Below are 11,930 nucleotides of genomic sequence, written 5' to 3' on the forward strand. Positions count from 1 at the left end.
ACGAATCTGGGGTGCAACCCGGCGAGCATTCCGGTGTGCAACCTGGACCCGACCAATGTGTTTGCGATTGATGATTGTCCGACCAACGACATACCGGTCATCACCTGTGCCAGTGTGGACGCGACCAATGGGTGCGTGCGCACGCGCACGCTGACTTACACGGCGACCGGCGGCTGCGGCAACACCGCCACCAAAACGACCGTCATCACCTGGACGGTGGACACGCTGCCCGTCTTGAGCATTGGGTTACAAGGTACCAACGTGGTGGTTTCATGGCCGGTACCGTGCTGCAACCCCTTTGTTTTGGAGCAAACACCCAGCCTCACTCTGCCGATCACTTGGACGCCGGCGCCGACACCAATCGTTGGTGGTGGCTCGAACACAGTGACTGTGCCTATTGGAACCGGCAACACCTTCTACCGGTTGAGGTATCCTTAAGACGGAACGAACCATAAAGTGCCGCAGGAGAGAGCGGGGTTTGTCCCGGTCTCTCCTGTTTGCTTTTGTCGCGCGGGTTCGGATTTCCCGAAAGCAGCTTGGCGATCGGTCCTGATGAATTCCGTTCGGCTTGAAGGCTCGCGGAAGTTGACACCGGTCTTTGTCGTTTCCCTTTCCGCTGTGAGCCGGGTCGCAAACCGTTTTCGTTTTCGCGCTCGCCCAACCATTCAAGCGTCCATCACCCAAATCGATCTTCGCTGATCAATTTCGTCAGGACTTCCTCTGTACGGCCATGACCTTTCTTGATTAAGAGCCATTGGGATCCAGTGATCTTTAACAAGCGTTCGCTATCACTGAACTTTCGTTCAACTTGATTCTCTGCCCGTCGAGCACCGCGCGGGTTGAATGCGAATTGTCCAATGCAAACTTACTGAAATGGGCGGGAGGTCCTTCGGAAATAGTTGCTTTTATGCCTCACACGCTCATTACCGAAGTTTCCGGCTCAACCCACTTCCCGTGTTCGCGAATCAAATCCACGAGGCGTTCCACGGCTTCGGCTTCGGGGATGTTGAATTTGATCGGCGTCTTGCCGACGTAGAGATTGATCTTGCCGGGCGCGCCGCCCACGTAGCCAAAGTCCGCGTCCGCCATCTCGCCCGGGCCGTTCACGATGCAGCCCATGATCGCGATCTTCACGCCCTTGAGATGCTCCGTGCGCGTCTTGATGCGCGCGGTCACGGTCTGCAAGTTGAACAACGTCCGTCCGCACGACGGGCACGCGACATAATCCGTCTTGAACGAACGGCAACCCGCCGCCTGCAAAATGTTGTAAGCCAGGCGCAGCGATTGGCCCGCGCCGGATTCGCCGCGAATCAAAATCGCGTCGCCAATTCCGTCCGCCAGCAGCGAACCGATGACGACGGAGGCGCGGAGGAGGGCGATCTTTGGCTCCAAAACTTCGTAGCCGCCGACGTCAGTCGGCGCACTTTGATTCGTTGGAGAAGTTTGCGCCGACTGACGTCGGCGGCTACCATCGGAAAACAAAATGTCCTTGAGGAGAATCGGATTGTTGCGCCCAAGCCGTTTCAGCTTCGACGCCAGCAGGCGGAACGCAGCAATGGCCGGGAGATTTGCGCCGTCCTTCACCGTTACAAGTTGAGTGTCGCAGTTGATGTCGAAGTCCTGCGTCGGATCAAGCTCCGCAACATTGAGGTCTTCGTAAACCGCCTCGGGCTTCACGTCGTCCTTGGGACGAATCTTTGGCGCAACTTTGTCCCACGTAGCCCGAGTGACGACGACGCGAATGAGTTGTTCGCCGCCGCATTTGGTGTTCTCGTTCAATTCGATTTCCGGCGTTTCGCGACGCTCGAAATGAAAAGGGTCGAAGGGAAAGCCGTGATTCGTGATTCGTGATTCGTGATTCGTGAGAACCGGAATCTGCGCCAACAAATCGCGGCAAACCTCGATCTCACGCGGCGAATCTTCGGTAAGCGAGACGCGAATCGTATCGCCCAAGCCGTCGCACAGCAGCGAGCCGATGCCGATGGCGCTCTTGATGCGCCCGTCCTCGCCTTCGCCGGCTTCGGTGACGCCGAGGTGAATCGGGTAATTCCAATCCGGCCCTTCCTGTTCGAGCCGCGCGACGAGCAGTCGGTAACATTCGATCATCACCTTCGGGTTGGACGACTTCATGGAGAACTTGAAGTTGTGGAAGTCGTGTTTGCGGCAGATGCGGGCGAACTCCAGCGCGCTCTCCACCATGCCGAGGGGCGTGTCGCCGTAGCGATTCATTATGCGGTCGGAAAGCGAGCCGTGGTTTGTGCCAATGCGGAGGCAGCGCTTGAGTTTCTTGGCTTCGAGCACCAGCGGTGTGAATTTGTCCTCGATGCGTTTCAACTCCGCGGCGTATTGGTCGTCGGTGTATTCCTTGACGGCGAATTTTTTTGAGTCGGCGTAGTTGCCGGGATTCACGCGCACGACTTCGACCCACTTCACCGCTTCCATCGCGGCTTCGGGCTTGAAATGAATGTCCGCGACAATCGGCACGAGGCAGCCGCGCTGGCGGAGTTCCGCGACGATGTTCTGCAAGTTCGCCGCGTCCTTCACCGTCGGTGCGGTGATGCGCACGAGCTGGCAGCCGACCTCGACCAGTTCGAGCGTTTGTTTGACGCACTCCGCCGTGTCCATCGTGTCGCACGTGAGCATGGATTGCAGCACGACGGGATGGTTGCCGCCCATGATGAAACCGCCATTCTTTGGATCGCCGACGATGATCTCACGGCTCTTGCGGCGTTGATAAAGGAATGGGGACGCGCAGTATTGCATCCGAATCATTTCGCGGGCGTCGGAGCCGCGGTCGGCTTTTCTACGTTTTCGATCTGAGTGTCAGTTCGGAACATCGACTTGAAGAAGCGGAAACGCTTTATATCGAAAAACGTGACATACAGCATCAAAGAAATCAGCAGCACAGCAAAAACCGTCGTAGTGTATTCCACAAACTTCACGCTCAACGGCCGGCGGCGGATTTTTTCAAGAATAGCCATCATGATGTGCCCGCCATCCAGCACCGGCACCGGCAGCAGATTTAGGATGGCCAAGTTGATGTTCAGCAGCACCAAAAAGCTGAGCGCCAGTCGATAATCGGTATTCACCTGCGCCGCCAGCACCGAGAGGATTCCCACCGGCCCGCTTAAATCTTTTGCGCCGACACCGGTTTCTTTGGAATGAACTAATGCACTGATGGTCTTGATGGTCTTGTCGAAAACCTCAACCACCTGTTCCCAAGGCGTTGGCCCTGGCCGTTGTACTTGATAAACCATCGCCGAATTGCTGCCCAAAGCGGCGCCGATCCGGCCGAGTTTTGTTGTGGGGTCCACCAACGGGGTAATCGTGATTGTGATTTTCTCCGGACCGCGTTGCACGCGCATTTCACTTTCCTGACCGCCTCGCTTGCGGATGAGGTCAATCAGTTGTTCGCGACTGGCGACCGGCATTCCTGCAAAAGAAAGGATCACGTCTTTAGGCTGAAGTTTCGCCTTCTCGGCAGCGCCACCGGAAATGATTTCGATGACTTCAGGATGGTCGCGTGGATCGAGGTTCAGCAATTTCAAGCCAACGGATTCATTCACCGTGGCAGTGAGTTGGTAAGTTTTTTGAGCCCCATCGCGCTCAATGGCTACGGCAATCACGTTCGTGCGCGCCAGAATGGTGTACATGCTCACATCCTGCCACGATTTTACTTTTTCTCCGTTGACCGAAACGATGCGGTCGCCTTCCTTGATTCCGAGTTTTGCCTCGGCTGAACCCGGTTCAACGTAACCGATTATCGACGGATTCACCGCGACCGGGAGTCCGACGAAGTAAATCAGCGTGGCAATGGCGAAGGCGAAGACCACATTCATGAATGGGCCGGCGAAGGCCACCAGGATTTTGGAGAGCGGCGAGGCCGGAGGGATTGATTCGTCCGCCGATGATTTGCTTCCTTCCAACGTTTCAGAAGTAACCATCTGGGGCAACTTGACGTACCCGCCGGCGGGGATTAGTCGCCATGCGTAATCGATCCCGTCTTTTTTCCAGCCAAGAATCTTTGGGCCGAATCCAATGGCGAAAGCCTCCACTTTCATCCCACGCTTCCGCGCCACCCAGTAATGGCCGAGTTCGTGGACAAAGATTGCGGCGCCAAACAACAGCAACACGGCACAAACCACATATAAAATATTAAAGATAGTCATTCGTTATAAAGCCGCTTTACACATCGGCGCATTCAATATAGCGGCGATTCCAAAACTAGCAATGCTGGAAACATTCCTCACCGCGAAACCCCCTCGGTAATGTGCACTTCAAACCGCCGCCTCTTTGCGCGCCCAAGCATCCGCTTCAAGAATTTCCTGGAGTGTCGGATGAGGCACGAGTTTATGGCCATCCATGACACGCGCCACCGTTTGCGGAATTTGCATAAAACTGATCCGGCCATTCACGAAGGCTTCGACCGCCACTTCATTCGCGGCGTTCAATACTGCCGGCAGCGTGCCACCCTGCTCGCCCGCCCGACGCGCCAGATTCAACGAAGGGAACCGTTCCAGGTCCGGCTCTTCAAAGGTCAGACTGCCAAGTTGCGCGAGGCTGGTCTGCACCCGGTCGCTGCGCACGCGATCCGGATACGTCAATGCATATTGAATCGGCAAACACATGTCCGGCGAGGAGAGTTGGGCAATCAACGAGCCATCAACGAACTCCACCATCGAATGCACCACGCTCTGCGGATGCACCACCACGCGCACGCGGGCGATTTCAATGTCAAAGAGCCACCGCGCCTCGATCATCTCCAGTCCCTTGTTGAACAGCGTGGCGGAATCAATCGTGATCTTTTGGCCCATCACCCAGGAAGGATGCTTCAACGCGCGTTCGACGGTGATGTTCGGAAATTCCTCCTTGGGTGTGGCGCGGAACGGTCCCCCGGACGCCGTCAGCCAGAGCACGCGCACGGAATCACGCGGCTTGTCTTCGAGACATTGAAAGATGGCGGAATGTTCGCTATCCACGGCGAGCACGCGCACGCCGTGCCGGCGCGCCTCGCTCATCACAATCTCGCCGGCCATGACGAGAATCTCCTTGGAAGCCACGGCAATGTCCTTGCCCGCGCGAATGGCGGCGAGCGCCGGTTGCAACCCCGCCGTGCCGACGATGGCGATCAGCACGATGTCCGCCGCGGGTAGCGTGGCGAGTTTGATCAATCCTTCCGCACCACAAAAGACCTCGGTGCTCGTTCCGAAATCGTCGCGCAACTCCGCCGCCTTGGCCGGGTCGCCGATGGAGATGGCTTCGGGCCGGTGCTTGCGCGTTTGTTCCCGCAGGAGTTCGGAATTGTTCCCCGCCGCCAAGCCCAGCAGGCGGATATGGTCGGGCAAATCTTCCGCCACCTTGACGGTGCTGGTGCCGATCGAGCCGGTGCTGCCGAGTAAGACGACGTTTTTCATTTACGATTTCCGATTCACGATTTACGCCCGGCTGGAGGTGCGAGCGGTCTTTGCCGACGAAACCACGATTGCGAGAATCTCGTTTCCCTTTCATCAACTCGTGGAGGCCGGGAGGCTCTAATCAAGTTGTTATCCACAAGTAACTCCATCCAGAACAAGGATTCGTCACACTCCTCTTCCACAACGCGCAGCTTGTTGATGAAGTCAGCGTTCGACTTGGCACGGCACACTGCGCGGTAGTTCACACCAACGGATGTTCCACTACGCAATAATTGCCTGCCAAGCGTTTGCGCGATCCAATTCTTAGGGAGCGCCGAACAAAGCCGGACGACGCGGTTTGCGTATGCTTTTGTCCGGTCTTTCATTTCTTCGCGTGTCATAAGATTCAAAGGTTGATGGTTTGTTTTGTCGTCGTTTGTCGAAGGGCGCGCAAATCGTATATCGTAAATCGTAAATGACTCACAGATGCGTGAGCACATGCCTTAGATACAAATACATCAACGGCGCATTAAACAACAAACTGTCCAGCAAGTCGAGGATGCCGCCCACGCCTGGAAACCAGTTCCCCGAATCTTTGACCCCGGCTTCGCGCTTGAAAAGCGACTCGATCAGATCCCCCACCACCGCAGCCGAACTCAGCAAAATCCCCAGCACGACCGCGTGGGCGAGGTTCATGCCCGGCATTTTGTCCCCAAGCAAATGCGCAAAAACCACACTCGCTGCGGTCGAAACGACAATCGCTCCCCCGAAGCCTTCCCACGTCTTGCCGGGGCTGATGCGGGGTATCATCTTATGTTTGCCGATGAGCGAGCCGACGGCGTAAGCACCCGTGTCGCTGAACTTGGTGACGAGGATGAAATAGAGGACGTAAAATTTTCCGTTGTCGCCGATGCCGGGAAAGAAATTGATCTTCTGAATGAAGTTCAGCAGCCACGGCACATACATCAACCCGAAGAGCGTGGTTGATATCGCCAGGATGCCGGCGGTGTTGCTGCGCGAAACGAATTGCCGCACGCACAAGCCCAAAACGAAGAGGATTAAAAAACTGGTTTCAAAATCATTTACGCGCGCCGGCCCGCCGTCGCTTCCCCATGCGCCCGACACTCGCAAGAACGTTGCCACGATCAACAGCAACCCGCCAAAAATTCCCCAGGCCTTGAAGCAAACCAGGTCACGTTTCTCCACCAGTCCGTAGAACTCAGCCAACCCGAAGCCCGCCAGCAACACCATGATCCCCAGGAACACAAAGTTGGAAATCCATTTGTGGCCGGAAAACAGCGCCGCGATCACCACCGTCCACAACACGACGAAACTCAAGAGGCGGCGGAAGAAGATTTGTGCCTTGGAAAGTGGCGGTGCGGGAATGACGGCTTCGGGCATGCCTGAAGAAGTTAGCGGTCTGACCAGAACTGTCTAGTTTTGAATTTTGCCGGCGCGCATTCACAACCCTCCGAACCGCCGGTGTCGCTGGTTGTATTCCTCCAACGCCGCTAGGAATTGCGGCCGGCGAAAATCGGGCCAGAGTGTGGGTGTTACCACCAACTCTGCGTAGGAAATCTGCCAGAGAAGAAAATTACTGACCCGCATTTCGCCGCTGGTGCGGATCAACACGTCCGGGTCGGGCCAGCTCCGCGTATAAAGATGCTGCGCGAAAACCTGCTCGGTGATGTCTGCCGGATCGACTTTGCCCTGCTTCACCTTCTCGGCGATGCTGCGCACGGCATCCACAATCTCGGTTCGGCCGCCGTAACTCAGCGCCATGATGAGCGTGAGACCGTTGTTTTTCGAAAGCGTCTGGATGGATTTCTTGAGGTGTTCCTGCACGTTTTCGGGCAGCCGATAAATCTGGCCGATGACTTCCAACTTCACATTGTTCTTGTTCAGTTCCGGCGTTTCGCTTTTGAGATAGTGAATGAGATATTTCATCAGCGCATCCACTTCGTCTCTGGGCCGATTCCAATTCTCAACCGAAAAGGCGTAGAGCGTGAGATACTTGATGCCGAGTTCGCCGGCTGTTCGAATGATGACCCTCGCCGATTCAGCACCCGCGCGATGGCCCTCTACACGCGGCAGATGACGCTCCTTCGCCCAACGGCCGTTGCCATCCATGATGATGGCCACGTGCTGCGGCAACGAGGCCTTGGCTTCAGTGCTAAGATGGACGGCTGGCATGCTCACAAACAATCGTGAGCCGGAGGTTACCAGTTCACCGGCGCACAGCAAAAACAAAAGGCATCGGTGTCGTGTAGCATTCAAAGCTAGAATGTTTTGTGCGATCAATACTGGAATCCTCGGCCAGATCGGAGACTTCGGGATGGCACTTGCTCCTTGACGTTCTGCTCTTCTCAACCCTATAAACGGCGCAACCTCTGGGGCATGAGAGGAAATAAATTTCGCGCAACGGTGTGCATCGTGCATGGCCTCACGCCGCAATAACATGAAATGGCGCCAGCATAAAGGCAAGCTTACCCTCGGCGCGGCGCTACTCTTGTTTCTAATAGCGCTTTCCGCCATCCATTCTTCACAGGCGCCTTTGCGCGTCCGCTTTCTTTACGAAACGAATGGGCTCATTCAAGCGACATCCTTGCCCGGTAAGATCGTCGCACTCGAATTGGTGAATAACCTAGATGAGCCGTTGACGGGTGCTGCCGTTCTTTTTAGGCCGACCGATCATAAGGTCTGGAAGAACTCGAACGGCTTCGCTGAAGTGAACTGCACTGCGAAGGGGACGAATATTCTTTTTGTGGTTCCGACGCCGCCACCCGGAGGAAGGTATCAACTTTTTGTGTATGGTCTGACCGCCAAGGGAGCCAGTCGGGAGCCTAGTATCAGGATGCGTTTAGGTAAATTAGTTGAGCGATGGAATCCCTTTTCGGTCCCCGTACAGATGCGTTTGCAGGGATTCACAGTCGCAGAAAGCCAGCCTTTTGACGTTACGCCGCTAGATATCGACGAGCGCGCTCGCGTGTTCCCGTAGCTTCGTCAGAAGCGGGAACTCTCTTGGATTCCAGTGTTTGCCCTTTTGACTATACAAAAATCGTCTGTTCCCGCGCTGGCCCCACCGAAGCAATCGTCAATTTCGCGCCGGACAATTCCGCAATTGCCTTCAAGTAGGAACGCGCTTTGGCGGGCAGGTCTTTCCATTTGCGAATCTTGCTGGTGGAAGTTCGCCAACCGGGGAACTCGACATACACCGGCTCGCACCGCGAGAACAGGTCGATATCGCTGGGCACGTATTCGTAACGTTTGGAGCCGATGCGGTAGCCCACACAGACCTTGATGGTTTCCAACGAATCCAATCCGTCCAGATTCGTCACGGCCAGTTCGTCGATGCCATTGACCATCGTCGCGTGCCGCGTGGCCACGGCGTCAAACCAGCCGCAGCGCCTCGGCCTTCCCGTCGTCGCGCCAAATTCACGACCCATGCTATGCAGCAAGTCGGCGATCTCGTCGTTCTCGCTCGGCAACGGGCCTTCGCCGACGCGCGTCGTGTAGGCTTTCATCACGCCCACCACGCGGTCCATCCGGTGCGGCGGCACGCCCGATCCAGTGCACGCGCCGCCCGCCGTCGTGTTCGACGACGTGACGAACGGATAGGTGCCGTGGTCGATGTCGAGGAATGTTCCCTGCGCGCCTTCAAACAAAATGTTCTCGCCGCGCTGGCAGGCTTGGTGGAGAAACACGACCGTATTCGCCACGAATGGTCTCAAGAAATCACCCGCGGCACGGTAAGCCGCGTGAACCGATTTGAAGGAGAGCGGCTTCGCGCCGAACGCTTTCAGAATTTCGTTGTTCTCCTTGATTTTGAATTGCAGTTGCTCCTCAAACCGTTCCGTGTGCATCAAATCAATCATGCGCAGGCCGGTGCGCGCCGCCTTGTCGCCGTAGGCCGGGCCGATGCCGCGTTTGGTGGTGCCGATCTTGTTCTTGCCCTTGAGGATTTCGCGCTGCTCGTCCAGCTCGCGGTGATACGGAAAGACCAGGTGCGACGTTTCGCTGATCAACAGGTTGCCGCCCACTTTGATGCCGAGCTTGTTTAAACCTTTGATTTCTTCCACCAGATTGATTGGGTCCACGACGACCCCGTTGCCGATGACGCAGATTTTCTTTTTGCGAAGGATGCCGGAGGGCACCAGGTGCAAAACATATTTCTTCGGGCCGATGAAGACCGTGTGACCGGCGTTGTTGCCGCCCTGGGTGCGGACGACGATGTCGGCCTGCTCCGTCAACACGTCGATGATTTTGCCCTTGCCTTCATCGCCCCACTGCGCGCCCACTAGAATTGTATTGGCCATAATAAATTTGTCCTGTGCGACAATAAAAAGCCCCGAAGTGTAAATTCGGGGTCAACTCACGCTATTTACGGGCGGACGGTAAAGAGGCGAAACGCGGCTGTCAACGCCGGAATATGCTGTGTACGACTCCATGAGAAAACTCCTTATCCTCTTCCAAATAGATTCCCCCGTCCCGTTCTGATTTGAAATTGTACCATCTTTTTGTTCTCGTAACTGGATTCAAATTGAGTTGAATGTTGATTCATGGCTTTGCCTGCTGACTACCACATGCACACCCCGCTTTGCCGACACGCCGTCGGCGAACCGACGGAATACGCTGCGCACGCCATCAAGATGGGCCTGAAGGAAATCGGAATGTCCGACCACAATCCGATGATCCGTGACGATTTCGACGACTGGCACATGCGGATCGATCAACTCGACGAATACGTCGAGAAAGTCGAGAAGGCGCGGCGCGATCATCCGAACCTTACGATCAAGTTGTCGTTGGAGACGGATTACCTGCCGGGGCATGAAGATTGGATTCGAGATCTGGCAGCTCGCCATCCGTGGGATTATCTCATCGGCTCGGTCCATTACGTTTCCGATTCCTGGGACCTGGACAATCCCAAAAAACTTTCCGAGTGGAAGAAGCGCGACCCGTTTGAAGTCTGGACGGCATATTTCGAGCGTCTCACCCAGGCGGCGGATTCAGGGCTGTTTGAAATCATCGGACACGCCGACTTGTGCAAAAAGTTTTGCTTTTATCCGCAACAGGATTGCACGCCTCTTTTCGACCAATTCTTGCGGACGGCAAAGAAGAAAAACGTCGCCATTGAAATCAACACCGCCGGTTTGCGCAAAGATTGCCAGGAGATGTATCCCAGCAAGAGAATTCTGCAGATGGCATCCCAACTTGGCGTGGCGTTGACGTTCGCTTCGGATGCGCACGCGCCGGAGGAGGTGGGGATGAATTTTGCCGAGGCCGTGCAACTGGCCCGCGACGTGGGCTACACCCACTGCTGTCGTTTTACACAACGAAAGCGCGAGCGCGTGCCGATTTGACTGGGTTCGGCGGGATGGCCGGCAACATCGCCTGCGGCCACGGCAGGAATTGCCCACGACCAAAAATCTCCAGCCCCAAGAATTCTTTTGACGCTCCTGACTGTCTTGTGCTAGGGTCAGGCTCGTAGGAGTAAATTAATTCTCACAACGAAAGGAATTACATGAAATCAAGACTTATGTTTATTGTCGCAACCTCGGTTTTTATCGGCGTTGCCGGAATGGTGGCCAGTTCTCACGCCAGTGGACAGGGAGGCGGGACCGACATCCTGCATTTCTTCGTTCGCAAAGCGATGAGTCCCGAAGGATCGAACACCAACGCCACCGGTTTCGTCAGTGCGAAACAAAACAAGCAGGGCAATGCCAACAATCAGAAACTGGACATCACGGCCGCAAGTCTGAACGCCGCCGGGTCCTATCTGTTGTTTGCCTTGTTGGGTAACGACACCAACTTCACATTCGTCACCCAGTTCGACACGGACACCAATGGCGCCGCCGCCTTTCATTATCAGAAGAACTCGTCAAACCAGGGCCAGGGTCAGGGCAAAGGGAAAACGCCGCTGCCGACGGTGCTCAACCCCATCAGCAACATCCGCGAACTGGCAATCGCCAATACGACCACTCAAATTGTCTTGGTCACCACCCAGGTCGTGTTGCGGGCGGACCTGACCGCCCCCGATAAACTGCAGTATCTCGTCAAACGGAAACTGACCAATGACGGCGCCGATCCCGATGCCGAAGGCACGTTGCGCATCAAAGCCACGGAGAACTTCGTCCAGTTCCATCTGCAGGCCGAACGCCTCGATCCGAGCACGAACTTCCTGCTGGTGATTTACGGCAACGTGGTATCAACCAACGCCAGCGACGCGAACGGCGAGCTGCGCATCGATGGTCTGCCGGCGGGCGTACCTGACATTCTGGACATTCACAGCGTGGCCATCTGGAACAGCGCCAGCAACAGTGTGCTGAGCACCTTATTGCCCTGAGGAATAGTTGAACCAGTTGCGCATCACCGCGCGTTGCTTCCAACGCGCGGTTTTTTATTTTCAAGCGGAACAGTGACAAGCGCCGCGCAATCGGATTACAAAGCCTCTATACTGTTTGCCAAAATTAATTTCCGGATTGCCCCTCACCCCTTCCCTCTCCCCATCCGATGGGGAGAGGGTGGTCGAAGACCGGG

Annotated in this window: 10 protein-coding genes and 1 pseudogene; 4 read left to right on the plus strand and 7 right to left on the minus strand. The window is 55.9% G+C overall.

Features of this window, described 5'->3' with window-relative positions:
- The coding region (locus HY298_24075; protein MBI3853337.1) for a hypothetical protein at nt 1-438 on the plus strand (438 nt) is incomplete at its 5' end.
- Nucleotides 439-912: 474 nt separating this feature from the next.
- Here the strand turns inward: HY298_24075 and ispG are convergent.
- From ispG to HY298_24105, 6 genes and pseudogenes are all read right to left on the minus strand, one after another.
- Nucleotides 913-2,763: a (E)-4-hydroxy-3-methylbut-2-enyl-diphosphate synthase gene (gene ispG / locus HY298_24080; GenBank protein MBI3853338.1), complete on the minus strand. Its 1,851-nt coding sequence runs from the start codon at nt 2,761-2,763 to the stop codon at nt 913-915.
- Between the two features lie 5 nt (nt 2,764-2,768).
- Nucleotides 2,769-4,169 (minus strand): RIP metalloprotease RseP, encoded by a 1,401-nt coding sequence (rseP, locus tag HY298_24085; protein ID MBI3853339.1) that lies wholly within the window; start codon nt 4,167-4,169, stop codon nt 2,769-2,771.
- Nucleotides 4,170-4,277: 108 nt separating this feature from the next.
- Entirely contained in the window at nt 4,278-5,414 is a 1,137-nt protein-coding gene (locus HY298_24090) for a 1-deoxy-D-xylulose-5-phosphate reductoisomerase (protein MBI3853340.1), read from the minus strand.
- Between the two features lie 21 nt (nt 5,415-5,435).
- A pseudogene (locus tag HY298_24095) lies at nt 5,436-5,794 on the minus strand (four helix bundle protein).
- Nucleotides 5,795-5,873: 79 nt separating this feature from the next.
- A complete protein-coding gene (locus tag HY298_24100; protein MBI3853341.1) occupies nt 5,874-6,794 on the minus strand; it encodes a CDP-archaeol synthase in 921 nt (306 codons plus the stop codon).
- A gap of 60 nt (nt 6,795-6,854) precedes the next feature.
- Nucleotides 6,855-7,586 carry an isoprenyl transferase gene (locus HY298_24105; protein ID MBI3853342.1) on the minus strand — a complete coding sequence of 244 codons (732 nt, stop codon included), beginning with the start codon at nt 7,584-7,586 and terminating at the stop codon, nt 6,855-6,857.
- A 244-nt stretch (nt 7,587-7,830) separates the two neighbouring features.
- On the opposite strand from HY298_24105, the gene HY298_24110 reads away from it, so the two are divergent.
- Nucleotides 7,831-8,391 carry a hypothetical protein gene (locus tag HY298_24110; GenBank protein MBI3853343.1) on the plus strand — a complete coding sequence of 187 codons (561 nt, stop codon included), beginning with the start codon at nt 7,831-7,833 and terminating at the stop codon, nt 8,389-8,391.
- Nucleotides 8,392-8,440: 49 nt separating this feature from the next.
- On the opposite strand, the gene HY298_24115 is transcribed toward HY298_24110, so the two are convergent.
- Nucleotides 8,441-9,709, minus strand: a complete 1,269-nt coding sequence (locus HY298_24115; protein MBI3853344.1) for an adenylosuccinate synthase — start codon at nt 9,707-9,709, stop codon at nt 8,441-8,443.
- Between the two features lie 243 nt (nt 9,710-9,952).
- Here HY298_24115 and HY298_24120 point away from each other — a divergent pair, with 243 nt between their 5' ends.
- Complete coding sequence (locus HY298_24120; GenBank protein ID MBI3853345.1) at nt 9,953-10,753, plus strand: histidinol-phosphatase HisJ family protein; 801 nt, start codon at nt 9,953-9,955, stop codon at nt 10,751-10,753.
- A gap of 161 nt (nt 10,754-10,914) precedes the next feature.
- The gene (locus HY298_24125; protein MBI3853346.1) at nt 10,915-11,736 is read left to right on the plus strand and encodes a hypothetical protein; all 822 of its coding nucleotides are present in this window, start codon (nt 10,915-10,917) and stop codon (nt 11,734-11,736) included.
- The last annotated feature ends 194 nt before the right edge of the window (nt 11,737-11,930 follow it).

The organism is Verrucomicrobiota bacterium (assembly GCA_016200005.1).
Classification (GTDB): Bacteria; Verrucomicrobiota; Verrucomicrobiia; order Limisphaerales; family PALSA-1396; genus PALSA-1396.